The sequence below is a fragment of the Azospira sp. APE16 genome, from assembly GCF_047901315.1.
Lineage (GTDB): Bacteria > Pseudomonadota > Gammaproteobacteria > Burkholderiales > Rhodocyclaceae > Azospira > Azospira oryzae.
This window is the reverse complement of sequence record NZ_CP179682.1, coordinates 3,466,253-3,491,799: the sequence shown is the minus strand read 5'-3', so window position 1 is coordinate 3,491,799 and position 25,547 is coordinate 3,466,253. Positions and strand designations below refer to the sequence as shown.

General features: G+C 53.5%; 23 protein-coding genes and 1 pseudogene. 20 read left to right on the top strand and 4 right to left on the bottom strand.

What is annotated here, in order from left to right; translation table 11 throughout:
- Nucleotides 1-178: 178 nt before the first annotated feature.
- From ACLSSQ_RS16590 to flgB, 13 genes are all read left to right on the top strand, one after another.
- Nucleotides 179-733 (top strand): c-type cytochrome, encoded by a 555-nt coding sequence (locus ACLSSQ_RS16590; protein ID WP_235609702.1) that lies wholly within the window; start codon nucleotides 179-181, stop codon nucleotides 731-733.
- Nucleotides 734-817: 84 nt separating this feature from the next.
- Complete coding sequence (locus tag ACLSSQ_RS16585) at nucleotides 818-1,264, top strand: DUF411 domain-containing protein (RefSeq protein WP_109040444.1); 447 nt, start codon at nucleotides 818-820, stop codon at nucleotides 1,262-1,264.
- Between the two features lie 21 nt (nucleotides 1,265-1,285).
- Nucleotides 1,286-1,627: a copper-binding protein gene (locus ACLSSQ_RS16580; protein WP_014236174.1), complete on the top strand. Its 342-nt coding sequence runs from the start codon at nucleotides 1,286-1,288 to the stop codon at nucleotides 1,625-1,627.
- A gap of 52 nt (nucleotides 1,628-1,679) precedes the next feature.
- Nucleotides 1,680-2,951, top strand: coding sequence for a TolC family protein (locus ACLSSQ_RS16575; protein WP_014236175.1), 1,272 nt, complete (start codon nucleotides 1,680-1,682; stop codon nucleotides 2,949-2,951).
- Nucleotides 2,948-4,534 (top strand): efflux RND transporter periplasmic adaptor subunit, encoded by a 1,587-nt coding sequence (locus ACLSSQ_RS16570; RefSeq protein ID WP_014236176.1) that lies wholly within the window; start codon nucleotides 2,948-2,950, stop codon nucleotides 4,532-4,534. The genes ACLSSQ_RS16575 and ACLSSQ_RS16570 overlap by 4 nt, the downstream gene beginning before the upstream one ends.
- Nucleotides 4,535-4,558: 24 nt before the next feature.
- Nucleotides 4,559-7,693, top strand: coding sequence for an efflux RND transporter permease subunit (locus tag ACLSSQ_RS16565; protein WP_014236177.1), 3,135 nt, complete (start codon nucleotides 4,559-4,561; stop codon nucleotides 7,691-7,693).
- A gap of 19 nt (nucleotides 7,694-7,712) precedes the next feature.
- Nucleotides 7,713-8,114 carry a hypothetical protein gene (locus ACLSSQ_RS16560; protein WP_109040443.1) on the top strand — a complete coding sequence of 134 codons (402 nt, stop codon included), beginning with the start codon at nucleotides 7,713-7,715 and terminating at the stop codon, nucleotides 8,112-8,114.
- 66 nt (nucleotides 8,115-8,180) lie between these two features.
- The gene (locus tag ACLSSQ_RS16555) at nucleotides 8,181-10,463 is read left to right on the top strand and encodes a heavy metal translocating P-type ATPase (RefSeq protein WP_109040442.1); all 2,283 of its coding nucleotides are present in this window, start codon (nucleotides 8,181-8,183) and stop codon (nucleotides 10,461-10,463) included.
- A 104-nt stretch (nucleotides 10,464-10,567) separates the two neighbouring features.
- The gene (locus ACLSSQ_RS16550) at nucleotides 10,568-10,822 is read left to right on the top strand and encodes a hypothetical protein (protein WP_014236180.1); all 255 of its coding nucleotides are present in this window, start codon (nucleotides 10,568-10,570) and stop codon (nucleotides 10,820-10,822) included.
- Nucleotides 10,823-11,564: 742 nt separating this feature from the next.
- Entirely contained in the window at nucleotides 11,565-11,831 is a 267-nt protein-coding gene (locus tag ACLSSQ_RS16545; protein ID WP_109040441.1) for a DUF2933 domain-containing protein, read from the top strand.
- A complete protein-coding gene (locus tag ACLSSQ_RS16540) occupies nucleotides 11,828-12,484 on the top strand; it encodes a methyltransferase family protein (protein WP_109040440.1) in 657 nt (218 codons plus the stop codon). Before ACLSSQ_RS16545 ends, ACLSSQ_RS16540 begins: the two co-directional genes overlap by 4 nt.
- A gap of 146 nt (nucleotides 12,485-12,630) precedes the next feature.
- Nucleotides 12,631-12,948 carry a hypothetical protein gene (locus ACLSSQ_RS16535; protein ID WP_133247277.1) on the top strand — a complete coding sequence of 106 codons (318 nt, stop codon included), beginning with the start codon at nucleotides 12,631-12,633 and terminating at the stop codon, nucleotides 12,946-12,948.
- A gap of 189 nt (nucleotides 12,949-13,137) precedes the next feature.
- Nucleotides 13,138-13,653, top strand: a complete 516-nt coding sequence (gene flgB / locus ACLSSQ_RS16530; RefSeq protein ID WP_232058775.1) for a flagellar basal body rod protein FlgB — start codon at nucleotides 13,138-13,140, stop codon at nucleotides 13,651-13,653.
- Nucleotides 13,654-13,800: 147 nt separating this feature from the next.
- Here the strand turns inward: flgB and copK are convergent, their stop codons facing one another.
- A complete protein-coding gene (copK, locus tag ACLSSQ_RS16525) occupies nucleotides 13,801-14,079 on the bottom strand; it encodes a periplasmic Cu(I)/Cu(II)-binding protein CopK (RefSeq protein WP_014236184.1) in 279 nt (92 codons plus the stop codon).
- A gap of 104 nt (nucleotides 14,080-14,183) precedes the next feature.
- Nucleotides 14,184-14,576, bottom strand: coding sequence for a CzcE family metal-binding protein (locus ACLSSQ_RS16520; protein ID WP_014236185.1), 393 nt, complete (start codon nucleotides 14,574-14,576; stop codon nucleotides 14,184-14,186).
- A 284-nt stretch (nucleotides 14,577-14,860) separates the two neighbouring features.
- Here ACLSSQ_RS16520 and ACLSSQ_RS16515 point away from each other — a divergent pair, with 284 nt between their 5' ends.
- Nucleotides 14,861-15,682, top strand: a complete 822-nt coding sequence (locus ACLSSQ_RS16515) for a three-Cys-motif partner protein TcmP (protein WP_014236186.1) — start codon at nucleotides 14,861-14,863, stop codon at nucleotides 15,680-15,682.
- Here ACLSSQ_RS16515 and ACLSSQ_RS16510 read toward each other — a convergent pair.
- Both ACLSSQ_RS16510 and ACLSSQ_RS16505 read right to left on the bottom strand, forming a co-directional pair.
- Nucleotides 15,679-16,428, bottom strand: coding sequence for a phage Gp37/Gp68 family protein (locus ACLSSQ_RS16510; RefSeq protein ID WP_014236187.1), 750 nt, complete (start codon nucleotides 16,426-16,428; stop codon nucleotides 15,679-15,681). The two genes, ACLSSQ_RS16515 and ACLSSQ_RS16510, sit on opposite strands and share 4 nt — an antisense overlap.
- A 50-nt stretch (nucleotides 16,429-16,478) precedes the next feature.
- Complete coding sequence (locus ACLSSQ_RS16505) at nucleotides 16,479-16,772, bottom strand: helix-turn-helix domain-containing protein (protein ID WP_043797791.1); 294 nt, start codon at nucleotides 16,770-16,772, stop codon at nucleotides 16,479-16,481.
- Between the two features lie 268 nt (nucleotides 16,773-17,040).
- On the opposite strand from ACLSSQ_RS16505, the gene ACLSSQ_RS16500 reads away from it, so the two are divergent.
- From ACLSSQ_RS16500 to ACLSSQ_RS16475, 6 genes and pseudogenes are all read left to right on the top strand, one after another.
- Nucleotides 17,041-18,090 carry a TnsA endonuclease N-terminal domain-containing protein gene (locus tag ACLSSQ_RS16500; RefSeq protein WP_014236188.1) on the top strand — a complete coding sequence of 350 codons (1,050 nt, stop codon included), beginning with the start codon at nucleotides 17,041-17,043 and terminating at the stop codon, nucleotides 18,088-18,090.
- 329 nt (nucleotides 18,091-18,419) lie between these two features.
- Nucleotides 18,420-20,459 carry a hypothetical protein gene (locus ACLSSQ_RS16495; protein ID WP_157870588.1) on the top strand — a complete coding sequence of 680 codons (2,040 nt, stop codon included), beginning with the start codon at nucleotides 18,420-18,422 and terminating at the stop codon, nucleotides 20,457-20,459.
- Nucleotides 20,460-20,462: 3 nt separating this feature from the next.
- Nucleotides 20,463-21,962, top strand: coding sequence for an ATP-binding protein (locus ACLSSQ_RS16490; protein WP_014236190.1), 1,500 nt, complete (start codon nucleotides 20,463-20,465; stop codon nucleotides 21,960-21,962).
- A gap of 25 nt (nucleotides 21,963-21,987) precedes the next feature.
- Nucleotides 21,988-22,428 (top strand): annotated as a pseudogene (locus ACLSSQ_RS16485) (TniQ family protein); the annotation flags it as partial.
- Nucleotides 22,429-22,680: 252 nt separating this feature from the next.
- Complete coding sequence (locus tag ACLSSQ_RS16480; RefSeq protein ID WP_416244311.1) at nucleotides 22,681-23,760, top strand: hypothetical protein; 1,080 nt, start codon at nucleotides 22,681-22,683, stop codon at nucleotides 23,758-23,760.
- 24 nt (nucleotides 23,761-23,784) lie between these two features.
- Nucleotides 23,785-25,266 (top strand): TnsD family Tn7-like transposition protein, encoded by a 1,482-nt coding sequence (locus tag ACLSSQ_RS16475; RefSeq protein ID WP_014236192.1) that lies wholly within the window; start codon nucleotides 23,785-23,787, stop codon nucleotides 25,264-25,266.
- Nucleotides 25,267-25,547 lie beyond the last annotated feature (281 nt).

Below are 25,547 nucleotides of genomic sequence, written 5' to 3'. Positions count from 1 at the left end.
AAATCACCCAGAAAGCATCCGCATTACATAAATGTAATGTTGATGTCAGTCCCTCGTTATGCGGCATCTACCAGAATCCTGGTTACTCCTAAATAACCGCATTCCAATGCAAAAGCCCTTTCTTACCGTCGTAGGCGTAGCTGCAGTATTTGTAAGCGTGGTCGGAGCATCCATCAGCATGGGGTTTCCCTCCTTTGCCGCGGATGAGCCCCATTCTGAGTTAGTGACATCTCTCATCACTTATGCAAGAGAGCGTTCCATAAGCCGAGAGGTTAAAGGAGTAGATGTTCCTGCGGATCTAGGCTCTCCTGAACGAGTCCGCCGTGGTGCGGGGAATTACGAGGCCATGTGCGTCGACTGCCATCTATCCCCCAGTGCTGGAAATAGCGAAATCCGCCAAGGGCTATATCCCACTCCGCCCAATCTATCGGTAGTGCGAGAAAACGCCCATGACCCGAGTTCTGACGCCCGGGACTTCTGGATCATCAAACATGGCATCAAGGCCTCCGGCATGCCTGCCTGGGCAAAAGGAGGGATGGATGATGCAGCTATTTGGGATTTGGTTGCTTTCCTGAATGTCCTCCCCACGCAATCTACCGATAGTTACCAGCAACTGGTGAGTGCCAGCAACGGCCATTCTCATTCTGGAATTCCGGATGCCCATGGTGCCAGTGGTGGTCCCAGCCACCATTCGGTAGATGAACACAGTCCAGGCCACGTACATAGCCATTGATTACAAAAATGTAATCCGCGAGTCAGCCAACTGTAGGGGACGAGTCCTCAAACTGGGGACTTACAACGCAGGAGCTAGACAGTTATGACCCTACAAATGACATTTCGGCAGTTGCTAATGGTCGCCGCTGTGGCGGCTTCCGGTGCTGCTTACGCGCAAACCTCTACTCATGTCGAAGTCTTCAAGAGTCCTTACTGCGGTTGCTGCAAGGAGTGGGTTGAACACATGCGTAAGGCAGGATTCGATGTAACAACCCAGAATGTGACCGACGTTCCTGCTGCACGCAAGGCAACCGGAATGCCCGAAAAGTTTGGGTCCTGTCATACCGCCAAAGTTGGCGGCTATGCCATTGAGGGCCATGTTCCTGCTGCAGATGTTCAGCGCCTTCTTAAAGAAAAGCCCAAAGCCATCGGCCTTGCTGTCCCCGGGATGCCCCAAGGCTCTCCGGGTATGGAGACTAATCACCCGCAGCCGTATGACACCCTACTCGTCATGCCTGACGGTAGCTACAAGGTTTTTGCCAAGCACTGAGTTCATAATTAGGAGATTGACATGAAAAAGATGATTGTTCCGTTTGTTGCCGTTGCTCTGCTGGGGCCCGCTATTGGTATGGCAGCATCTGGCCATGATGATCATGGCAGCCACGGTGGAATGCACATGGAAGCCACTCAATCTGCCCTGATTGATGGCATCGTCAAAAAGGTGGATAAGGCAGGTGGAAAACTGACGGTATCGCATGGTGCTTTGCCGAATGGAATGCCTCCTATGACTATGGCGTTCCTGGTCAAAGATGCATCTTGGCTTGGCAAGGTGAAGGAAGGGCAGAAAATCCGCTTTGCCTCAGAAAACATTGATGGTGCGATGACCATCGTTCGCCTGGAGCCCCAAAACTAGGTGACTCTAGTTTGAGCGCGGTGTAATCGGAAACTTCCACGAGGGTCCAAACATGAAATCAATAAAAACCTCGCGCAACATCCTGTGCGCCGCGCTTATTGCAGCCTGGAGCATAAGTGCCGGAGCCCAGGTTCAACCGGGCAGCACGGTGGAGAGCCTTCTCTCGATTGCTCGGGAGAACAATCCTGAATTTGCCAGCATGCGCTACGAAGCCGATGCCGCAGCAGAGCGGATAGTTCCGGCAGGCGCCTTGCCCGACCCCCGGCTGCGTACCGAGTTGATGGATATCACAAAGGGGGGGGCTCAGAGCCCAACGCTTGCCCCCAACCGTGTTGGTACGGCTCGTTATACCCTGATGCAGGATGTTCCGTGGTTCGGCAAACGCGATCTCAAACGTGAAATTGCAGAACTAGAGGCTGCTGGGGCCAAAGGGCGTGCTTACGGGGTCTGGAGCGAGGTTTCTGCCAAAATCAAGACGACCTATGCCCAACTGTACTATCTAGCTCGCAATGAAACCCTGACCCAAGAAATATTGGATCTTATGGTTCGCTTGGAGCGCATAGCTCGAGTTCGCTACGCAAACGGATTGGCTGCCCAGCAGGATGTTATTCGTGCTCAGGTTGAGCAAACTGCAATGCGCAATGAACTCATTGCCCTGGAAACTGAGCATCACCACCTTACTACCCGGATGAATGCTCTGCTCGGACGGCCGGCATCGGCGTCCCTGGCATCTCCCGAAATCCTGCGCCCTTTGCCTCCGCCGGCCAAATTGGATTACGCCAGTCTAGTAGAGCGGGCCGAGGCCAAGAACCCGATGCTCTCGGCTGAAGGGCATCGCATCAAAGCCGCCGAGAAGAGCCGAGATCTGGCTTACAAAAATCGATATCCCGATTTCACCCTGGGTCTTGTTCCCAACCAGATGGGAAATGATGTGAAGCAATGGGATTTGATGTTCGAAATCAATATCCCATTACAACAAGCCAGCCGCCGTGCCCAGGAGCGTGAGGCAGAAGCAATGGTTTCGGCTAGTCGTGCCCGACGCGAAGCAACTGCTAACCAACTGCTCTCGGATCTTTCTGAGAGTTTGGCAGCGCTGGAGGCTGCGGTACGGACGGAGCGTTTGTCGACAGACAACCTACTGCCACAGGCTGAATTGACATTTAAGGCCGCCCTCGCTGGTTATGAGACTGGCAAGGTGGATTTCACCACGTTGCTGGATGCCCAGCGCCAAATCAGACAGGCCAAACTCAACCAGATTAAGTCCCGTGCCGAGGCTCAAGTACGTCTGGCTGAGGTAGAACGTATTCTCGGAGAAGAACTATGAACAAGGGAGTCATTTCAGTTGCCGTAGTTGCTGTTCTGGCTGCAGGTGGTGGGTATTGGGCAGGACAGAATAGTGGAAATGCTCCCCATGCCCACGACACCGTGGCTAGCCCCACTGACTCTGGGAAGGCAGAGCGGAAGATTCTCTATTACCGCAATCCGATGGGTTTGCCGGATACCTCCCAGGTACCAAAAAAGGATCCCATGGGGATGGACTACATCCCGGTATATGAGGGGGAGCAGGACGACGAGCCGGCCTCAGCAAACCAGATCAAGATCAGCACGGAAAAGATTCAGAAGCTGGGTGTTCGAACCGAAGCGGCGACCCTTGAGAGTCTTGATAAGGTGGTTCGGGCTGCTGGCAGAATCGAACCCGATGAACGCCGCACTTACGCTATTTCTCCAAAATATGAAGGCTATGTCGAACGCCTCTATGTGAATGCGACCGGACAGGCGGTTGGCAAGGGACAACCACTGTTTGAGGTCTATAGCCCTGAACTGGTCTCGGCACAGCGGGAGTACGCAATTGCTTCCCAAGGGCTAGAGAGCATGAAATCTGCTGATGACGCTGCCCAGTCTGGCATGCGTCAGTTAGCCGACTCCAGTCTGACTCGCTTGCGAAATTGGGATATTTCTGAGGAACAAGTCAAATCCTTGACCAAATCTGGCGATGCCAAACGTACGCTGATTTTTCGTTCTCCTGTTAATGGCATTGTGGCTGAAAAGAAGGCGGTTCAGGGAATGCGCTTTGCTCCAGGGGATGTGCTCTACCAAATTACTGATTTGGGCACCGTCTGGGTGATTGCTGATGTCTTTGAGCAAGATATTGGATGGGTGAAGTCCGGTGCCAAAGCGAAAGTAAAAATCAACGCTTACCCTGAAAAGACCTTCGAAGGGACCGTTTCCTATGTGTATCCGACCTTGAAGGCAGATACACGGACCATTCCGGTTCGGCTCGAACTCCCCAACCCTGGCAATCTGCTGAAGCCCGGCATGTTTGCCCAGGTAGAACTCCCCACTATTGCCAAGGGTGCTGTAGTCACTATCCCGAACTCGGCCGTAATTGATAGTGGTACCCGGCAAATTGTTCTGATCCAGGCGAAGGAAGGTCGATTTGAGCCGCGTGACGTAAAGCTTGGTGCCCGGAGTGAGAACCGGGTGGAGGTAATCGAAGGAGTTCGGGAGGGTGAGCAGGTTGTTGTTGCAGCCAACTTCCTCATTGATGCGGAAAGTAACCTCAAGGCTGTAGTCGGTGGATTCGGTCATTCCGGCCATGGCAGCTCCTCTCCTGGTGCAGGCCAAGATAAGCCTGTAGGCGTTGGCTACAAGGCAGAGGGCAAGGTTGAAGACCTTGATGCTAAAGCAGGGACCGTGATGCTTGCCCACGGGGCAATCCCGAGCCTGAAGTGGCCTGCCATGACGATGGAGTTCAAGGTGGCCAATCAATCTCTGCTCAAAGACCTCAAACCTGGGACCCCCATCAAATTTGAGTTTGTGGAGCGCAGTCCGGGAGAATGGGTTGTAACCACCATTAGCCCCGTTGCCGCTGTCCCAGTCCAGGCCAATCCTCACGCTGGTCACTGAGAAAAATAAAAGGAGCCCAGCGCGATGTTGGCAAAAATCATTGAATGGTCAGGGCGGAATCGCTTCCTGGTCTTGTTAGCCACGCTATTCATCATTGTTGCCGGTGTCGTTGCTGTCGTACGGACACCGCTTGATGCCCTGCCTGACCTGTCGGATGTACAGGTTATTGTCTATACCGAGTATCCCGGGCAGGCTCCCCAGGTGGTGGAGGATCAGGTTACCTATCCGCTAACTTCGGCAATGCTCTCTGTACCGAAGTCCAAGGTGGTTAGAGGCTTCTCGTTCTTTGGCGCCTCCTTTGTTTACATCATCTTTGAGGACGGAACGGATATCTACTGGGCCCGGTCCAGGGTCCTGGAATATCTCAACTTTGCCGCCGGCCGGATGCCCAAGGGTGTTACGCCCCAAATTGGTCCGGATGCCACCGGTGTTGGTTGGGTTTATCAGTATGCCGTCTTGGCAAAGAACAAGACCCTGGCAGAACTCCGTACCCTGCAGGACTGGTACCTGCGCTACCAGCTGACCAAAGCGCATGGTGTGGCTGAGGTTGCCTCCATCGGAGGCTTTGTCCAGACCTACCAAGTTACCGTAGATCCGGTAAAGCTACGGTCTTACGGCATCCCCCTGTCCAAAGTCTCCCAGGTTATTCGGGATTCCAATCGCGATGTGGGGGGGCGTGTCGTTGAGATGGCTGAAACCGAATACATGGTCCGCGGCAAAGGATATCTCCGTGGCACCGCAGACATTGAGAATCTGGTTGTTAAGGCCCAAGGCGGAACCCCCGTCATGATTCGGGACATTGCCCGAGTCGAATTGGCGCCCGATGAGCGTCGCGGGTTGACCGAGCTGAATGGAGAGGGAGAGGTTGTCTCCGGCATTGCAATGGCTCGTTATGGCCAGAATGCCCTAGAGGTCATCCATAACCTCAAGGAGAAGATCGGCGAGATTTCCTCCGGTCTTCCTGAGGGGGTAACCATTGAGACGGTCTATGACCGCTCCGAACTCATTCATCGGGCGATTGACACGCTAAAGCATACCCTGGCGGAAGAAAGCGTCATCGTGGCTCTGGTGTGTGTTGTGTTTCTACTGCACCTACGTAGCGCCCTGGTGGCAATTCTGATGCTGCCTGTAGGCGTCCTGATTTCCTTCATCTCCATGCGTTTGTTAGGGATGAACTCCAACCTCATGAGTCTTGGGGGGATTGCCATCGCCATTGGGGCGATGATTGATGCCGCCATCGTCATGATTGAGAACGCTCATAAGCACATTGAGCGGCTGCCCGAAAATCACAGCCATTCTGAGCGGGTGGAAGCAATGATTGCCGCTTGCAAGGAGGTGGGGCCGGCGTTGTTCTTCTCGCTGTTGATCATCACTGTCTCCTTCCTCCCTGTATTCACGCTGGAGGCCCAGGAAGGACGGCTGTTTTCCCCGCTTGCCTATACCAAAACCTTCTCCATGGCCGGTGCTGCTCTCCTGTCGGTCACGTTAGTTCCGGTCCTGATGATGCTGTTTATCCGCGGCAAGATCATGCCGGAAGCTAAAAACCCGGTGAATCGATTCCTCATCTGGGGATACCGGCCGATTATTGCGTGGGTGATGCGTCGGAAGACTGCCACCATCATCGCTGCGATTGTGGCGATGCTGATCTCAATCTATCCCGCTTCCAAATTGGGCTCAGAGTTCATGCCCACACTGAACGAAGGGACCTTGCTCTACATGCCGGCTTCCCTGCCAGGGATGTCCATTACTAAGGCGGCAGAGCTTCTCCAAACCCAGAACAAAATCATTAAGAGTTTCCCGGAAGTTGCCTCGGTCTACGGCAAGGCTGGTCGCGCCAATACCGCGACTGATCCGGCGCCGACAGAGATGTTTGAGACCGTAATCAACCTTAAGCCGGAGTCTGAATGGCGCCAGGGCATGACAACTGACAAGCTCATAGCCGAAATGGACAAGGCTCTGCAGTTCCCTGGTGTATCTAATGCCTGGACGATGCCGATCAAGGCTCGGATCGACATGCTCTCTACGGGGATCCGTACGCCCATCGGCATCAAGGTCTTTGGTAAAGATTTGAGTGAGATGGAGAGCCTTGCCCGAGAAATCGAAACTGTTGTGAAAGAAGTTCCCGGGACAACCTCGGCCTTTGCGGAACGAATCACTGGCGGCTATTACCTAAACATCGAGCCCGACCGTACCCAGCTTGCCCGGTATGGGCTGGCTGTTGGGGAATTGCAGGATGTGATTGGCCAAGCCTTGGGCGGTGAAATGGTCACCACTACCGTTGAAGGACGGGAGCGCTTCGGTGTGACTGTTCGCTATCCCCGGGAGTTGCGTTCCGATCCGCAGCAAATTGCCCAGCAGGTACTCGTGCCAACTGCGGATGGAGCCATGATTCCGCTTGGGCAACTGGCCAAGGTCCAAGTAGCCAAGGGAACGCCAGGTATCCGAACAGAAAACGCACTGCTTTCCGCTTACATATTTGTGGATATCCGTGATCGGGACATCGGTGGTTATGTTGCAGATGCCAAGAAGGCCGTTGCTGAAAAGGTGAAGTTCCCTCCCGGCTATTACGCCACCTGGAGCGGCCAATTTGAATCCATGGAACGGGCTATCGAGAAGATGAAGGTTGTGGTGCCTGTCACCCTGCTCATCATCTTCCTGTTGCTCTACCTCAATTTCAAACGTCTGACCGAAACGCTCATTGTGATGCTGTCAGTCCCGTTTGCCCTGGTGGGAGGGGTCTGGCTCATGTGGCTGCTGGGCTACAACCTGTCGGTTGCAGTGGCGGTTGGCTTTATCGCACTGGCCGGCGTGGCTGCGGAGACCGGGGTAGTCATGTTGATCTACCTCGACCATGCCTGGGAAGAACTCAAGACCAAGCGTCGGGCATCTGGCCAGGAGCCCAGCCTGGGCGACTTGTACGAAGCGATTATGGAGGGTGCAGTAGAGCGAGTCCGTCCGAAGATGATGACCGTGGTGGCCATCATGGCGGGCCTCCTGCCCATCATGTGGGGTACCGGTACCGGCTCGGAAGTCATGAGCCGTATTGCAGCCCCCATGGTTGGTGGAATGATTTCCTCGACAATCCTCACTCTGGCAGTGATTCCCGCGATCTACGCCCTGATTAAGCAGTGGCGGTTGAAGAATGGGAAAGAGAGTTAAGCGCATTAGGAGAAATATCATGAGAACCAGGATATCCCTTCCGATCCTCTGTCTGTGTCTGGGATTGTCGTCTGCAGCCTTTGCCAATGACGAACATCATCCGGAAAAGCCTCAAACCCCAGCTTCAGCTCCGGCGCCCCTCCAGCAAAGTGGGGGAATCAATACGCTTAAGTCTGATGTCATCAGACTCCGCTTGCAGGTCCAGAAAATCGCAAAGGCCAAAGACGACCAGGAGCGTAAGCGACTGCTGACTGAATACATGCATACCCTCCACGAGAGCATGCAGACGGCAGAAGGTATGGTTGGAGGAATGGAGGGCTGCTCGATGATGGACGAAATGTCGGGAGGCCTGCCTGCGGGCGGTAACCATGAGCATCATATGGAAATGATGAAGCGCATGATGGCGCCAGATAAGCACTGATCTTTATCTGCAGAGGAACTGTTTAGGTTGCGCATACCCGACTAGCAGCCGTGGGGAGGAGCTGAAATGAGTGACATTGATCCCGTATGTGGAATGACCGTAAAGCCGGATTCCCCCCATGCGTCTGATTTTGGGGGGACGCACTACCGGTTCTGTAGCGGCAAGTGCAAGGCAAAATTCGATGCTGATCCGCGGCAGTATCTGCATCCCCGCCAGGAGGAAAAGGCGCCCACCGGTGCTGAGTACACCTGCCCAATGCATCCGGAGGTTCGTCAGCTGGGGCCTGGAACCTGTCCCAAGTGCGGTATGGCTTTGGAGCCGATCATTCCGGAACTGGAGGCAGAGGAAGGCAATTCGGAGTATCGGGATTTCCGGTTTCGCTTCTGGGGCAGCCTACCGCTAACGCTCTTGGTAGTAATGCTGGCGATGGCGGGGCATCAACTCGAATTCCTGGCACCACAGCTACGGACCTGGGCGGAAATGGTGTTGTCCGTTCCCATCGTTTTCTGGGCGGGAGCCCCTTTCTTCATCCGTTGCTGGCAGTCCCTGGTCCACCGGACCCCCAACATGTGGACGCTTATCGGAATCGGTACCGGCGCCGCCTTTTCCTACAGCGTGGTGGCAGCCTTGGCCCCGGGACTGTTCCCGGCCTCGTTTGAAGCTCACGGCCGGATCGGGGTGTATTTCGAGGCGGCGGCGGTGATTATTTCCCTGACGCTGTTGGGGCAAATGCTGGAATTACGGGCCCGCTCCCAAACCTCTGCAGCGATCAAGTCCTTGCTGGGGCTGGCGCCCAAAACGGCGCGTCGGATCAATGCTGACGGGACTGAAGAGGACATCCCCCTTAATTATGTCCACGTGGGGGATACTCTGCGAGTTCGCCCGGGAGAAAAAGTCCCGGTGGATGGTGAGGTTACCGAGGGCTCCAGTGCGGTGGATGAATCCATGCTGACGGGTGAGCCGATCCCGGTGACCAAGCGGCCTGGGGACAAGGTGATTGGTGCCACAATGAATACCTCTGGCAGCCTCATTATTCGCTCCGAAAAGATCGGCTCCGAAACAATGCTGGCCCAGATTGTCCAGATGGTTGCCCAGGCCCAGCGTTCCAAGGCCCCAATGCAGCGCATGGCCGATGTGGTGGCTGGCTATTTCGTAATTGTTGTTGTCGCTATTGCCCTTCTGAGCTTCTTTGGGTGGGGCTTCTTCGGCGGAGAGAAGGGTTGGCTCTTTGGGCTAATCAATGGTGTCTCCGTGCTGATTATTGCCTGCCCCTGTGCCCTGGGGCTGGCGACACCCATGTCCATCATGGTGGCAACGGGTAAGGCCGCTACCCAGGGGGTATTGTTTCGAGATGCCGCGGCTATTGAGCGGCTCCGGGAGATCGATACGCTGATCGTGGACAAGACCGGCACTCTCACAGAAGGCAAGCCTACGTTTGAGTGTGCCATTGGTGCCCCCGGTGTCGATCAACAGGAGGTATTACGTTTAGCTGCCAGTCTTGACCAGGGGAGCGAACATCCCTTGGCTGTTGCGATTGTTCAAGCAGCCCGGGATCAGAGTCTCAACCTGGAAAAGGTTGAGGGTTTCGAGTCCGCCAGCGGCATTGGCGTGAGAGGTATGCTCGCCGGCAAGCAGCTGGCTTTGGGCAATACGGTCCTGATGTCCCAGGATGGTGTGGAGGTAGCCCCCATGGCAGGGCAAGCAGAGACGCTACGCCAAGGAGGGGCCAGTGTCATGTACCTGGCAGCTGACGGCCGCTTGCTCGGAGTCCTTGCGGTATCTGACCCGGTCAAGGCCAGCACTCCGGAAGCATTAGCGGTCTTAAGGGAAGCGGGCCTCCGGGTGGTAATGGCAACCGGTGACGGTGACACCACTGCCCGGGCTGTTGGGCAACGATTGGGGATCAGTGAAGTCCATGGAGAAGTGAAGCCAGCAGACAAGTTGGCCTTGGTTGAACGCCTGCAGAGGGAAGGAAGGGTAGTCGCCATGGCCGGAGACGGCATAAACGATGCGCCTGCACTGGCCAAGGCTGATGTTGGGATTGCCATGGGAACCGGTACGGACGTGGCAATGAACAGCGCCCAGGTGACTCTTGTAAAAGGTGATTTGCGTGGTATCGCCCGTGCCCGCCTGCTATCGGCTGCTACGGTGGGTAATATGCGGCAAAACCTTGCCTTTGCCTTCTTGTACAACGCTTTGGGGGTGCCGGTAGCGGCAGGGATTCTCTATCCAGCATTCGGCTTGGTCTTGTCCCCGATTATCGCTGCGGCGGCCATGAGTCTTTCATCTCTCAGCGTGGTGAGTAATGCCTTACGACTACGTGGCATTAAGGCGGCAAACCTTACATAAAAATAATGATGCGGTAATGGTTTTGACGGTTTTTCCGGTGCAAGATGGAAATCGTCCGGGGGCAACCGGACGTGATCCCAACTCAACTGTTCAAGGAGATTGTCATGAAAACCAAAATTACTCTTGCTGCGACCCTGGTTGCTGCTGTTGCTCTGTTTTCTAATGGCGCTTTTGCTGCTGCGGACTCCGACAAGGTAACGGCTCCCGAAGCAACGGCTACCAAGACCAAGCCCCATTCCCACATGGAGGAGAAGACTGGCGTTACCGCTCCTGCAAAGGATCAAAAGGAAGCCACTCCTGCTGAAGGTCAGAAGAAGGTTGCCAAGAAGCAGCACTTTCATCCGCGTGACGGCAAGTAAGTCACTAAGGTATGGGCCGGGTATCCCGGCTCGTCATCCCTATGTCGCCATATGAAAACCCTGGACACGGTAATCTCTGTTCATGCCGTCTTTTGGCTGATGCAGTTGGTAGTGATCCCAAGGAAATACGCTTTGGCTTCTGTCGGAATGTTTTGATGCGACGCTGGCAGATCCAATGCAACCACGGCTGTACGAGGGTGCAACCGCCGGCAGATCCTAAGAGTTCCCATTGGAAGAATTTTGGAGAAATGGATTCCATCAAGGCCATCCTCATTCATAACGAGTAAGTGATTGGTTGAGGAACGCCATAAGGAGTACCACGATGAGAACTGCATCCCAGTCTTCCTCTGACAGGGCGTATGGTGAATGTACTGCCAACAGCCGCCTCGGCTTGGCACCTGTCTTCAAGAAACGCCGACTGCATTTCATATCTCCTGTTCCGGAGGCAATTCGTATGGTTTGCGGCTTTCTTCTTGGGATGGAAGGGGTGAGGTCAGCCATTCCGGAGGGAGATGCTCTGTTGGTCGAATATGACCTGTTCCGGGTCACCTTGGCCCAGCTGGAGAAAACCTGCGCTGGTACTGGGCTCGTTCTGTGCAGCGGATTTCATGGTTGGATGCGAGCAATATGGCGCTTTACTGAAGACAATGAAATTCAGAATGCGGCCCATCCAATTAGTAGAGGATGTTGTAACCATCCTCCGGCCCATACCCGCTAAGGCGCCAGGATAAGGAGCCGCGAAATGCGAACTGAAAGCAAGACAAAGGACGACTCTGCTCATGCACGACATGGGCGAAAAATATGGTGGGGATGGTGGTTCTTTGCTGCAGCTGGATTGTTCTATCTGCTGTCTGAACACCAAGCCCATTTATTCGGCGTTCTACCCTACCTGCTGTTGCTGGCTTGTCCCTTTATGCATCTGTTCATGCACCATGGCCATCACGAACGCCATGCGCAGGAGGACGGGCACAACAACGAGCAAGATGAAAAGAAGGAGACTGGGCTATGAACCATGGTGAATCCGGTTACGGACTTTGGACTCTCGTACTCCTGAACTCCGCCTTCTTCATTTTTTTTGCTGCCAGCTTTTTTAAGCCTCAAACGAAACAGGATTGGCGGACGCTTGGGATGTTTTCAGCCTTTCTGGTTGCGCTCTTTACCGAGATGTATGGATTTCCGCTGACCATTTATCTGCTGTCTGGATGGTTGACGAAGTATTTCCCTGGGATCGACTGGCTATCTCATGATGCAGGTCATTTACCGGAAATGCTGTTCGGTTGGAAAAATAACCCGCACTTTGGCCCCTTCCATTTGCTATCGACCGTATTCATTCTTGGGGGCTTCCTACTGCTAGCGAATGCCTGGCCAGTTCTCTACAAAGCACAAAGGAGCAGTACGCTGGCGACGGAGGGACCATATCGGCGGATTCGGCACCCACAATACCTAGCCTTTATTCTGATCATGTTTGGGTTTCTGTTGCAGTGGCCAACAATTATTACCCTTCTATTGTTCCCTCTTCTCGTGACGACCTACGTCAAACTAGCTCATCGGGAAGAGCAAGTTGGCCAAGCTATGTTTGGTGAGGCATGGCGCGATTATGCTGAGCACACTCCAAGGTGGATTCCCATAATCCGGGTTGAAGAGACTGGTGACTCCGCATAGAGGGGGGGCTTCTCCCGTCTAGGCAACTGCTATGGAATCTGACCGAAACGTGACCGGTTTGTAATTTCCCCGTTATGGGGGGGACAGGTTACCCCAGGCAAACTCTCCCTATGAGGCAATGAGCCTTTATGTTAGAGGGAGAAATCATGTCTGAGGTGACCCCATTCAGTAGCGCTAGAGCCCAGGTTGAGTCTCATCTGGATTTTGCCGGTCAACTGGCTATTTTAAATCTAGAGTACGCAGCCAAAGCACTCTCAAATCATCTCTCTACGGCCAAAGAATTTCTGCGCCAGCCAGCAGAGCTGGCTATTCTTGACTATGACCGGCCTGGGAAATGGCTAGTGGGTTTTAGTTGTTCTGCGATTGATTATTGGAAGACGCATTCCATCGATTGCTTTGAATATCAGTATCGGATTTCCCAGGTTCTAACCGCATATTCGGCGAAGGAAGATTCTGGAAGATAGATAACCCCCTGATACCGACAAACTATCACTCTCATGGCTGGGGCATCGTCAATTCCTCCTGTGGCCAATGCCTCTATGTCTTCGGCTCAAGGCGGACATGAGGGGCATGGGAATGGGGGGGGGAATGCTGAAGGCGGAGCCTTTTCTGGGGATTTGAGCCAGGCGATTGCGCAACAGGCAGGTAGTCCCATGAGCACCCATGCTGCTCATGGTGGAGTTGGGTCCAGTGGTAATAGCCAAGGAATTGGGCACTCATCTGGAATGCTATCCAATAATGCTGCGGGGCACTCCGCGCATTTCCCGATCGGACAAGGGGGACATGGCAGTCACGATTTTCAGCAAAAAATGCTAGGGGTGCGTGCTTACCGGCAGCAACTCATTGCGTCGAACATCGCGAATGCTGACACCCCTGGCTATAAGGCCGTTGATATTGATATTGAGCAGGCTGCTGAGATCGTCCGAGGAGCTTCAGCATCTCTCCCGTTGGCAAATACTGTGCAAGGTCACTTATCTGGAAGCAAGCAGCCCCCTCCTTTTCCCCTCAAATATCATGTTCCCTATCAACCAGCAGCTGATGGGAATACAGTAGAGATGGATGTTGAGCGAGCAAAGTTTGCAGAGAATTCGACGATGTATGAATTCTCCTTGGATCGGGTCAGCGGCCATTTCAAGCACATGATGGAGATGCTGCAAAATTTGAAATGAAGCGTTCGGCTTTTTATCCCTAAATACGCCGGGATATATCCGATAAAGACCTAAGTTGCCGAGCAACTATGTTAGGCAGAATTTATAGGAATGTATGAAACGAAAACGGCTCCCAAAGGGAGCCGTTCAGATGGACATCAAAATTGATTAACCGCGATGCCCGCTGTGCAACAGATTATCAAGGCGCATGACCTCGTCACCATGCATCATGATCTTCTGGCCGTCTTTGGTTTCCATTACGGTGTCCTTCTTCATGCGTGTGGCACGACCGAACTTGTCCTCCATGCTCATTTTCCCATCTTTGAAGATGTAGAGAGTAGAGCCATCTTTCAACTCGATCGATTTCTCAACTTGAGAGGCGTCGACGGCGAAGGCGGATACACATGCGGTACTCAGGGCGGCAATGATTAGTGCTTTCTTCAGCATTTTTATCTCCTCATTTAGGTGTACTGCAGTTCCGATATTAGGGGTTTCATCCTGACAAACTGCCGTCACCAAGGTGACAATTGTGTCACCCCGGTGTCAGTGCATTAGCCCCCCTGATAGCTCGGATTTTCAGCTACATAGACCGTAATGCCATCTGCGCCAGGCATGATTTTCGAAAGAGGAAACGCGGCAGTTCCCAACGTATCAAAGGTCCAGACAACAGTCTTGCCTCCGACATTGATCTTGACGGTTTCCAGGCGAGTGACATTTACGTGCTTGGTACCGCTATCCACAGTGATTTCTCGATCGGCACTTTTGGTGGCGGCGTATCCAAATGCTGCTTGCTGATTTGCCGTCGGGCTTCCCGTGCTTTCTGCAACATGGCTAAGCCAATGAATGGCACCTGCCTCGGAGTAGTCTTCGTGGGCATAAGTCGTACCGACAGCCGCTAGACTCATAGCAGCGATTGCCATCAGTTGGGAAATCTTCGTCTTCATGGTTTTCTCCTTGTGACATCTAGTTAATTGAGGCGGACTATCGCGTCCAACCGTGATGCCATCTTAGGAGTCGTAAACCAACAGAACGCTGACCCAGGCGTTACGTTTATGAAAGCATTTTGATAAGAATTGTCAGGAATGCTTCCATAAACATTAAAGGCTATAGAAGTAGTAGCCAGGCCTTCTTATATGCGTGTAAGTTTTATTCATGGTCTATTGCCCTATTAAAGTCATTGGCGCTATCGTTTCCAATAATGATATTTGGATGAATTGAGGCGCGCCTTATGGGGCTGATTGTTGGGGATGATGGACTCCCTGCTGACGAAGTGGGGATCTGGGCCAAAGACAAGCACAAGTACCTTACTCGATACTTGGATATTTCCCGAGCCACTCGTCGGAAGTACATAGGCGAACGAAAGGGAGGTGCTGTTTATTTCGACCTTTTCTGCGGGACGGGCCGCTCGAAAGTTCGAGATACCGGTGAATGGATTGATGGCGGTGTCGTGGCTGCCTGGAAGACCAGTGTCGAGGGAGGCGCCCCCTTCACTGCCCTCCATATCTCGGATTTAGACGAAGAACGGCTGAAGGCCTGCACCAGTCGCCTAAAAGCACTCGGAGCTCCAGTGCATCCGATACACGCTAGTGCTGCACAAGCAGCAGACCTAATGGTCAAGGCGGTTAGCGGATATGCACTCCACTTTGCATTTATCGACCCCTACAATCTGGAGGCATTAGATTTTCGGGTAATCCAGGCCCTGTCGAGGCTCAAACGGATTGATCTTCTGATCCACTTAAGTGCGATGGATCTTCAACGCAACCTGGCGATCAATCTATCTGCAGAACACTCTGCCTTTGATGCATTCGCACCCGGCTGGCGCCAAGGAGTGTGTACTACCACCACCCAACTTGAGGTTCGCCGACAAGTGGTGGATTACTGGAGAGAATTGGTGGCCAATCTTGGTGTATGGCCTTCAACGGAGATGAAACTGATTACCGGAACGAAAAACCAGCCGCTTTACTGGCTCCTCATGGCCGCCAAGCACGAACTGCCGCACAAATTCTGGGAGACGGCAGCAAATGTGGAGGGCCAAGGACGACTTTTCTAGTAGGCCACTTGCTGGGCCGAAGGGTAAGCATCCCAGGTACGGCCCTTGAAGACTCGTCCATTTGCTTTCTTGTGGCGCTTAACGCCATCTGCGCCCCATCCTCCCCACTGTTTAAAGAAGAAGGCAGAACCGGCGGCATCTGCCTGTTCCTGGACGTTGGTTACCCAGTCCTCTTGCATGGGCCGGGCATGATGCCCCGATTCACCGCCAACAATGACCCAGTGAATCCCTGTCAGGTCGATCTCGCCGATATCTTCCAGCAAAGGCTCCACCGACAAAAAGCGGATACTTGCCTCTACCTGCCGCAGGTAATCGATACGGGGAACACCATATTTCCGGTCTTCCACCGAAACCCCAAGCCACACATTACTCGGGCATCCCCGCTCCCTGAAGTACTGAGGTAGGCGCTCAGCCCGCTTGGTCAGAATCTGGTAAGTGTGCTGAGGGGTATTGCGGATGACGTCAAAGACTTGGTCTAGGAACGTATCCGGAATGTCCTCGTGGAAGAGGTCGCTCATGGAATTGACGAAGTAGACGGTCGGCTTTTTCCGTTGCAGCGGTTGCTTCAGCCGTTCCGGCAGGATGGCCAACTTGAAGCCATTTTCATAGCCTGGCGCCCCCATGGCATGCAACCGACGAGCCATAACTTCAGCGTAGCAATGCTTGCATCCGGGAGATATTTTGGTGCACCCGGTTGTGGGATTCCAGGTTTGTTCAGTCCACTCGATACTGGTTTGAGTTGTCATAGCAGCTCCTTCCTACAAGCAGTAGTCCTTAATCTCACTAGGCCAGTTAATCAGACTGCAAGGCCGTCGATCAGTTTGGAGAGGGCCGTCCGTAAAGGCGCCTGATCCGCTCGCCCTAACCGTCCCCGGACCTTGGCCACGAGTTCTTCAATGGAGGATCCCTGGTCATCGTCGTTTCCATGCACCAGGTGCATACATTGCTCAATGACTTCGGCTCTGGGATTGACCTCTCCGCTTTCGTAGCGACAGAGCGTCGATTGAGAAACGCCAAGAAACTTGGCGAATTCAGCCTGACTCCTGCGATCACGGGCTTTTCGGATTAACTCGGGAATGTTGGTGATCATTGAGGCGTGTGACGAATAATGTATGTTTTGCATTATATATGCATTTGGCGCATATTAATGCCCTAAGTGGAGTTGCCTGCATGTGCTTGCTAAGACCTCGGGGGGAATGTGTGATGCCCCATGAGGGGGCGGTGCCGAAGTCGGAGCGCTATTTCGTTCTCAGACTCGTTTGACGCTAGTTGTTTGGCTAAGTAAAGACCTAGTTACGCCCGAACTTAGACGTTGAACAAAGTCTGGGCAGACGAACCGGATGTTCGGAGGTGTGCGAATGGAACTTGCTGAGCAGATCCAGCGGGATATCGGTGAGTTGGTCGATAAGCATCGGCATGTTGAACTCGACAGTCCTGCGAGGAATGAAAAGCTACAGCGGTGGCTGGCCAGCATCAATTCGCCAACCGGGACGCAAAAAAAGCGTCGCCGCGTAATGACATGGGACAAGCTCAATGAGCGCGTCCAGCAGGGGTACGGGATGGGACACGGCGCTGACTATCAGCCATGGCTTACCCTCCGGCGGAAGAACTCATCTCGTGAGTCCAATCAAGTCGCAGCACACTTACATCCGCTGCATCGAGTTGGGTATTTCTTTTCCCGCGGCGAGTACCAGATCGCACTTTTGCTTCTATGGCTGCAGATTCATGATCTGCGGGAGCAGTACCCCCTTTGGCCAATTGCGCATCCTCATCCCCTGTATGGAACTCCGGGAACTGATGGGCTGCAGCTAGGCTACTGTACTGGCCTCTTTGACATTGCAGCGGAAGCTGGGATCGACCACGGCTACTTTCCTGGTACTGATATTCCCTATGTTGCCACCATCGACTTTCTCGTCACCGTACGGAACGGTAACGAGTTCGAACTGGTAGCAATCTCCTGTAAGCCGATTGAGGATCCGGATCAGGAGGTGAAGTGGCGAACGCTAGAACGCCTGGAACTTGAGCGACGCTACGCAGAACGCATGGGAATCCGGTATCTCATCATGAGTTCGCGGTTCGTCCCAATTTTGATGGCCGGTCAGCTGGAATGGTGTATGGAGCGTGCCAGTCTGAGCGATGTGCCGCACCTCGCCGAATGCGTTGATGAGTTCTCATACGAATTTGCAGCGCTGCCACATCTGTCCGTCTCCGATGCGGTGGCCCGTGCGTCCGAGAGCCAGAAGATGTCTCTCGAGGAAGGCTGGATGGTCTTTCGTCACTGTGCCTGGACTCAGGCGATTGACATCGATCTTTCTGTCCCGCTTCTAACCTCCTATCCTGCGCGTAGGAATGGTCGCGTCCTTAGGGAGAAATTACGGGGCTCCCTATTTGAAGGGAGTGCGAAATGACGAACGTCGGGGTTGGCTTCATTTTCAGAGTGCAGGAGGACAACTGTACCGTCTGCCGCGGTCTCTATCGTGTCGTGGATGAATTGGGGGCGAATGATGGACTAGACAATCCTCTCGTCGTAATACAAATTCCGGAGCCCCCGCCACCTAGGGAGACTGGTAAGAGGCAGCCAAGCTACTACGCTAAGGGGTTCAGATACGTACGCCTTGATACGCTGCATGAGTTGCTAGATGAACGGAAAGCCCTCCAGTCCGAGACATTGCCCATTCCTCCCTGGTGGGGAAAGTCAGATGCGGAACTACTCGCTGCATGTCCACGAAAGCGGTGGGTGCAAATTGGTGAAGAATGGGCCACTCCCGAGGTAGTTGCGCGGGAGGCGAAATGGCGGTTGATCGAACCGTTGATCGTTATGGCAGAAGCCAAGTTGGTGTCCAGTATCGCGGAATTAGATGCGTTGGTTCCTGCTCGAGCAAAGGCAGCCAAGATTGGCGCCAACCAGATTTATGACGCACTGCATCGCTACTATGCCTTCGGTCAGAACAAGGATGCATTGCTGCCAAATACGCCCAATAGAGGGGGGAAGGGGAGCGTTCGCTTTGGACGGAACGGCATTCGATTAGGCGCTCCCAATCAGGCGAAAAAAGTGGGCAATAAGGAGCTGGAAGGGAAGATCTGTGATGAGCAGGATCGTCAAAACATACGTGACGGCTTTTTCATGTTCGCCCGGCCTGGAGTGTCACAAAAGGAACAGTTCATTGCCTTCAGTTCGACCTTCTACAGCGATGGTTACAAGAACGAGAATGGCCGCCAGCTTCCGCTACTCCTGCCGGCGAATCAGCGTCCCACCGAGCGTGAGTTCTTCTTCCATGGACCGAACAGTTCAGACCGTGAGACGGCTTTGGTTCGGATTATGGGGGAGGGAGAGTGGGCAAAGAACTACCGCCCGCTTGTTGGATCGGCCCGGGACGGAATTCATGCAATCGGGCAGGTCGGATCGATCGATGCCTCGCCGATCGATGTGAACCTGGTGGCATGCTTCGACAGTACCAGTCCAATCGGTGTGCCGCGTGGTCTCTTCGTCAGAGAAGCCCTTCTGGGGCTTTGGTGTGGAGCACATAACGTGATTGGTGGGCCTAGTACTGCAGATGCCAATCTCACGATCCTACGGGCAGCCCTTGGCAAGGAGAAGGTACTGGCTCGTCTTGGTCTGTCTGACATTTCCCCCGATGATTTTTCGAGTTTTCTATTTACTCGCCTGTTATCTGACAACGGTGAGCTTCGCGCCATCGCTGGTATGGAAGCATGCGCGAAGAAGGTCCGAGTCTCAATCGAGTTTGTCGAAAGCGGGCGAGCCGACAGAAACTCACCGTCAGAAGGCGGGCATCACGCACGGCACGCGGGAATCGATCATAAACTTCCCGGAACAACCTACGGGAGGAAGCCGAAGCGCGGAGAGGTGTTGCCAATCCGCAATGCGCTCTTATCTTTGTTTGGGTACGAACGCTTGTTGTGGCAATGGATGCATTGGGCAAACACCAAACAACGAGTACCGCATCTAGTACCTACCGAGATGAAGCGTGCGATGGCCGGGCGGTCTTACAACCCCACCCGGATTGAAATCTATCGATGGGCAGAGAGAGAGGGGTACGTCAGCAAGCGACCGGTGGACGAACTATATCTGCGTTCGAATCTACTACCCACCTACACGGCGAGTGTGCAGAGGAACGGGCTGGTACTTCACCGGCCTGACACCGGGAACCGCGTTGAACTGCTCAAAGATGCGCTTTTCAATAGTGAGTACATTGAGCAGTCATGTCTGTATCACAACTTTGCGCACAACGAGCTACGGCATGTAGAGGTGAAGGTCGATCCAGATGATCTTTCCGAGATTCTTCTGGTTGATGCTCAGGGGATTCATCCCATTTCGAATATCTCCCGAGACGTGATCGTCGTACGTGAGTATTACGTCGCCGACTTGATCGCGAGCAACGAAGCGAATCGTTTGAATCGGGTTGAAACCCAGTCTGAGGACCATCAAGCAGTATCTGATCAACGGATGTCCAGGCTTGCCGAGGTCGATGACGCCCGCGAAAACCGAAAAAGCGCCGAAGCTGAAGGCCGTCGCACTGAGGCCAAGGTTAAGCGGGAACGTGTGCGGGAAAACCAGCGGCAGGAAAAGGCTGCTCAGCTCGATCAAGCAACAAGGCGGGTTGCTAACCAGAATACTTCCCCAGCCACGGAATGGCGCAAGGGTCATTCCGATCCCGTTGGGCCGGCAGCCAGTAACGTTGTTTCAATCAGTTCATCATCGAAACTAAAAAGTGCGCTCACCGAGCGACTGACTAAGTTTCAGGATACGGGGCGCTGACCTATGTCGATAGAACTCGGACAACTTACTGATGAGAGCCATCCGTTCTTGTCTCCCTTGGCTACTGCTTTACAGGTCGACGATATCTTGCCCCGCATCCGGTATTCGCCGCTAGATGGAGTTGATGTAGCAAGCCTGAGCAATAGTGAGCGTCACGTCTTGCTTGATCTGATGCAGGAGCGGCTGTTTGAGCCGACGACGACTACCTTGGAGCTGGCGACGCGGCTATTCCGCATGATTCGTCGGGGGTACCTATCGAGAGATCCAAGGCAGTTAAGCATACGAAAGGAAACGATGGCGTTGGCAGCATGTAGCGGCAAGAAGCTTTCTGAGCTCCCATCATCTTCAGCCTACGCCCAATGTATCCGTGTATCCGGAGAAACCGGAACAGGAAAAAGCTACGAGATTAAGAATGCATTACGACTGCTGCCCCAGTGCATCGTGCACTCAGAAAACAAGGCGGCTGGCTGGTCACACCAGGTCCAACTAGTGTGGCTATATGTACCCATGTCGCATGATGGAACCCTCGGTGGGCTCTTACTAAATATCCTTTGCGCTATCGACGAAGCAGTCGGGACAAGCTATTCGACGCAACCGTCTCTCATCCGTTTGAGCAACGAGAAGCTCGCTGTCCATGTCGGCATTATTCTTAGAATCCATGCAGTCGGTGTCCTGGTAATTGATGAAATTCAGCAGCGCAATTTTTCTGGAAAGGCGCATGGCGGTCTGGCTGCGCTGTTCTTTCTCCGTCTGCTGAACTTCGGGATACCGATGGTCCTCATGGGCAATCCGTTCGGTCTAGGAGCGTTGGATCGCTATTCTCAAGATGTTAGACGCACGAGTTCGGCTGGATCGTTCGATTTTGAGCCCATCAGTTTAGATGACTTCGACTGGCACAAATGCATTGCGCCAGGCGTTTGGCGCTACTACGTGCTTCCTGAACCTATGACATTCAGCGATCCGGGAGGAAAAATCCTATTCCAATATAGCGGCGGATTTCGCGACTACGCATGCCGGATATGTCATTCAGCCCAACGACTGGCGCTTGATTTGAATGAACGAGCACTCACTGTGGAGCATCTTCAGCAGGCTTATGAGGGGGTCGATTTCTCGCAGAAGGATCGGGACCTCATCGAAGGATTCGTCCATCGCGACCCTATTCGCCTCCTGGATTTTGAAGACGTTCGCTGCGAGCACTATGCCAACAAATGGGGCTTGCTGAGCCAGACGAAAGACAATTCCAAAGAGCCAATGGCCGAGCAATACGGGAGCAAATCGCCTCTGACCACCGAGTCGGAGATGGCACCACCGGAATCCGCTGGCCGGAAGAAGAGTCCCCATGAGCGAGAGATGACCGCCGCAAAGCAGACAGCTGCTAAACGAGCTAACGCCGAGAAGAAGCGAGCTGAGGGAAAAGCCCAGTGTGACGGCGATGACCTCCGCAATGAGGGGTTGAAAAAATTTCTCATCAAGGGCTTTGATGCATTCCGAGACGTCGCCTGAGTCACCCACATAGAAGGGACTTTGTATGCAGTCAGCCTGCAGTGCTAATCAATCAGCGTCTGCTGCCACGGTAATTCTGGAGAGGAGTCAGATTCTGCCGTTTTTCCCTGCATCACTACCTGATGAGTCGTTGGCATCTCGTGTCAGTCGCTTTCACATTGAGCGCGGAAATACCAAAACTCTTGAGACGTATCGGGAGCTATTCGGCTCATCACCATTTGCTATGTCCAACTTGTTCATGCCGCGAATTGAAGCCCTGGCAAAAAGAATGCCCGGTGACCTCAATGTGAACGTGGAGAAGCTAATTCATGAAGGCACCTTACTCCCGATAACTCGGCTCTTTACCACCAGCACAGCGACTTGGGCATCGGCTGATTATGTCCGCAGAAGCGTTGGCGAATCTGGCGCAACGCGAATTTGCCTCGAATGCATTAAGGAAGACGTGGCTCAGTTCGATACTGCGTATCTTCACAGGTCACATCAAATCCCGACTGTCACAGCCTGTTGGAGGCACGGGTGGAGGTTGCTGGACAATTGCCCAGAATGCGGCTGCCCTATCGAATCACCAAAAGACCTGACTCTCGCCCCCTGGCAGGGGTGTTGTTGCGGATATCAGTTTGAGCTGGCGGAGGTAGAGTCGTCCGCCTACGTGGCATCCAGTATAGAGAAGGACATTGCAAGGTTTGCAAACCTTGTATTGGCCCATGTGCCGAAAAGAATGCTGGCCGAGAACCTGCCCAGGGTTCTCCGCGAAAGGGCGCTCGAGCGAGGATTTCGCTGGGGCGCTGAGAAAGTCGACCGGTTGAGTCTTCAAGCTGCGATGGAATCCTACTACTCGCCGGAGCTCCTTGCCCGACTGGATCGAGCGTATGCGAAGGGGAAGACGGAGAATTGGTTTCACTTTCTCGGCTTAACGAAGGGGGCAATTGAAGGGCCATTAAATAGGAACCTATTGCTCGCAAACTATCTGTTTCAGGACGCTGAGACATTTCTGGAGAGGCTGGCCGATATTGAGGCTCAAGGCCCCTATGTAGTCGCACATGAGGTACCTCCCGATAACGCATACGCTCCCACTCCGGTTAATCGTACCGCCGATGGAGTGAGTCTTCTCGTTGATCGACTGGCAAAAATTGCAATAGACCAAAATCTCGATATTAGCGATTTATGGCGTGATCACTATGGAGCCATGAAGCGAATCGCTATCGCCGGGTCGAAAGCGGGAATTGAAGCCTTGAAGAAGGTGATAGAGAGGCGAAGTTCTAAGCCGGCTAAGAAGCTGGTGCGATCATCGGCCAAGGTGCATCCGAGAGATGCTGATTGGGCTGAGGAAATCAAAAAAACTGCCGTTCGCCTTCTTAATGATTCTGACCGGCCGATGCGAGTTTCAATGGGGTCGTTAGTTAGAAACACCGAGTTCAAGCCAGCTGCCTGGCCGGATGCGATCTGCTTCCCCCTAACTCGTGCAGCGTGTATTGAATTCCAGGAGTCTCAATGGCATTTCTATGCGCGGCGCGTACTGTGGGCGATGGCTCGCCACCATGGAAAGGTCGTCGCTCGAAGTCTCATCACCGAAGATGCCGGGCTTGAACATCACCGCGCTAGCGATGTTTATCATTACCTTGTTTCGTTGGCAGTCATTCCCGTTGCTCCGTTTAAGAAACAGCTTGAGGCTAAAGGAATCCATCTTGATTGGTCAGGTCCCTGCCCGGGAAAAGAGTATCGAAAGGCGGGGCGCGGCTATCAAAAGACCGGCGCAATAACCGCTTATGTACCACCGGAATTCGCTGGGCAGACATGAGCGGAAGCCTTGGTGGAAAAGTCCATGAGTACCGATATCGGTCTATTCGACGGATATCCAATCAACCTGCCATCGCTGGTCGACGGTGAGACCTTGTACTCCTGGTGCGCGCGGTATCACCGATTAAGTGGCAATGTAAATGCTAGCTATTCCTGTGTTCAGCTATTCGGGACCTCTCGTCTCTTGCTAAAGCATGATTTCCCGAAGAATCTGTCGGAGTTTAGCAAGAGAACGGGCAACTGCTTAGGCACCTCGGAAACCTTGGCGTTGGAAAGGACACTGCTGGGGTACTACGCTAATTTCATCTCACCACCACGCTACCAACAGGCATTGGCAGCGGTTTGTAATCAGCGAGCGGCAGAGCCAAAACACCTGCTTGGGTTGATGGCCAGTCGGGTGGGCGCTTCGCATCCTTTGAAGGCTTGCCCTGAGTGCATACAGCACGACCTAGGTGAATTAGGGTTTTCGCGCTGGATTCTTGAGCATCAGTGGCCGTCCGTCTGGGTATGTCGCCATCACGGTATTCTGCTTCGTCGCTTGAAAAGCAGCGCTCAGCGACGGGGACTTCGGGATTGGACTTTGCCAGAGGATCACTCCTGCAACGATTGGGAAAGTCTGCCGCACCTTAATGGAGCGTCAATCACCAAGTTGGTGCGCATTGCTGACATAAGCGCAAGTATTGCCCAAATGTCGGTGATATTTGATGACGACCGCCTGAGAATTGTGTATCGGCAGGGAGCGCGAGACCGCGGATGGGTCTCATTTGATGGGTCGCTTCGTACATTGCTGATCAGACAGCACTTAAAGGTCGAGTTCGGTGATCTCGAAAACGTGCCTGGATTCGGCTTTCTTGCCGATACCGACCTCGATCCGAGTGGCACAGGAGTCGTCGGCTTGTTGACCAGGCGCTTCCCCGGACTGCACCACCCTTTAAAGCATGCTGTGTTGATTGCATTCCTATTTGACTCAGGGGAACACTTTTTCGACGCGTATCGAAGCGCTATGTCAGCCGAGATATCTAATGAGCTTGACGCCATGGTGGGCGACTGGCGTGAAGGATTGCGGCAGCTGGTCGAGTTTGACAAGTGGTCAGTGACCCGTGCTGCAAAAGCAATGAGGATACCATTGTGCCAGGCATGTCGGTGGCTGGATTCGGTTGGTGTGCCGTTCGAACATCGGCCTCGTGTGCTAAACGACCAGATGAAGGTGCAACTTAGAAGTCTGCTGGAAGCAGGTAACGATTACGGGCAGATTGCTGAAATAACTGGGTTGAAAAAGAGTCTTGTCCGGGCATTCGCAGGCTCAGAACCTTCTTTACGGAACTCCTGGAGAGCGCAGCGATTTGAGCGCCTTCGTGCTAGCCATCGAGCTCGTGCCATGGAGTTGTTTAATTCCCAGCACGGGGTTTCCATCAAGGCATTGAAGTCGATAGAGGGAAATGGATTGGCGTGGTTGGAGCGTCATGATCGGGAATGGCTCGCAGAAGTCGCTCCTTCTCTTTGGTAACTTGAAACGAGATTGTCGCGCGGGCCTCCGCAGCCATCCTCAAAACAATAGTTGTTTGAAAGGCTAACAAATTAGGCACTTACATCTTTTTGTCGAGCCGAGTAATCTAGGGGCTGTGAGTCAATTGCTTGAAACCATGACTCAACCATATGAATTTTCGCGATTTCAAGAAAATATTGTGCGGTGACATTCGGTGCAGCAGGGGAGCCTCGGGCTCCCCTTTTCATTTGGGGCCTTTTCCCCTGTGGGGACCGGCGGACGCGGCTGTAGGAATTTTCCCG

Bases quoted from the DNA above. Each gene is read 5' to 3' on its own strand.
- ACLSSQ_RS16550 (WP_014236180.1), top strand. From the start codon at position 10,568: ATGAAAACCAAAATTACTCTTGCTGCGACCCTGGTTGCTGCTGTTGCT.
- ACLSSQ_RS16565 (WP_014236177.1), top strand. From the start codon at position 4,559: ATGTTGGCAAAAATCATTGAATGGTCAGGGCGGAATCGCTTCCTGGTC.
- copK (WP_014236184.1), bottom strand. From the start codon at position 14,079: ATGCTGAAGAAAGCACTAATCATTGCCGCCCTGAGTACCGCATGTGTA.
- ACLSSQ_RS16585 (WP_109040444.1), top strand. From the start codon at position 818: ATGACCCTACAAATGACATTTCGGCAGTTGCTAATGGTCGCCGCTGTG.
- ACLSSQ_RS16575 (WP_014236175.1), top strand. From the start codon at position 1,680: ATGAAATCAATAAAAACCTCGCGCAACATCCTGTGCGCCGCGCTTATT.
- ACLSSQ_RS16500 (WP_014236188.1), top strand. From the start codon at position 17,041: ATGGAACTTGCTGAGCAGATCCAGCGGGATATCGGTGAGTTGGTCGAT.
- ACLSSQ_RS16555 (WP_109040442.1), top strand. From the start codon at position 8,181: ATGAGTGACATTGATCCCGTATGTGGAATGACCGTAAAGCCGGATTCC.
- ACLSSQ_RS16520 (WP_014236185.1), bottom strand. From the start codon at position 14,576: ATGAAGACGAAGATTTCCCAACTGATGGCAATCGCTGCTATGAGTCTA.
- ACLSSQ_RS16535 (WP_133247277.1), top strand. From the start codon at position 12,631: ATGTCTGAGGTGACCCCATTCAGTAGCGCTAGAGCCCAGGTTGAGTCT.
- ACLSSQ_RS16545 (WP_109040441.1), top strand. From the start codon at position 11,565: ATGCGAACTGAAAGCAAGACAAAGGACGACTCTGCTCATGCACGACAT.
- ACLSSQ_RS16580 (WP_014236174.1), top strand. From the start codon at position 1,286: ATGAAAAAGATGATTGTTCCGTTTGTTGCCGTTGCTCTGCTGGGGCCC.
- ACLSSQ_RS16505 (WP_043797791.1), bottom strand. From the start codon at position 16,772: ATGATCACCAACATTCCCGAGTTAATCCGAAAAGCCCGTGATCGCAGG.
- ACLSSQ_RS16475 (WP_014236192.1), top strand. From the start codon at position 23,785: ATGAGTACCGATATCGGTCTATTCGACGGATATCCAATCAACCTGCCA.
- ACLSSQ_RS16515 (WP_014236186.1), top strand. From the start codon at position 14,861: ATGGGGCTGATTGTTGGGGATGATGGACTCCCTGCTGACGAAGTGGGG.
- ACLSSQ_RS16480 (WP_416244311.1), top strand. From the start codon at position 22,681: ATGCTGGCCGAGAACCTGCCCAGGGTTCTCCGCGAAAGGGCGCTCGAG.
- ACLSSQ_RS16510 (WP_014236187.1), bottom strand. From the start codon at position 16,428: ATGACAACTCAAACCAGTATCGAGTGGACTGAACAAACCTGGAATCCC.
- flgB (WP_232058775.1), top strand. From the start codon at position 13,138: ATGAGCACCCATGCTGCTCATGGTGGAGTTGGGTCCAGTGGTAATAGC.
- ACLSSQ_RS16490 (WP_014236190.1), top strand. From the start codon at position 20,463: ATGTCGATAGAACTCGGACAACTTACTGATGAGAGCCATCCGTTCTTG.
- ACLSSQ_RS16560 (WP_109040443.1), top strand. From the start codon at position 7,713: ATGAGAACCAGGATATCCCTTCCGATCCTCTGTCTGTGTCTGGGATTG.
- ACLSSQ_RS16540 (WP_109040440.1), top strand. From the start codon at position 11,828: ATGAACCATGGTGAATCCGGTTACGGACTTTGGACTCTCGTACTCCTG.
- ACLSSQ_RS16590 (WP_235609702.1), top strand. From the start codon at position 179: ATGGGGTTTCCCTCCTTTGCCGCGGATGAGCCCCATTCTGAGTTAGTG.
- ACLSSQ_RS16570 (WP_014236176.1), top strand. From the start codon at position 2,948: ATGAACAAGGGAGTCATTTCAGTTGCCGTAGTTGCTGTTCTGGCTGCA.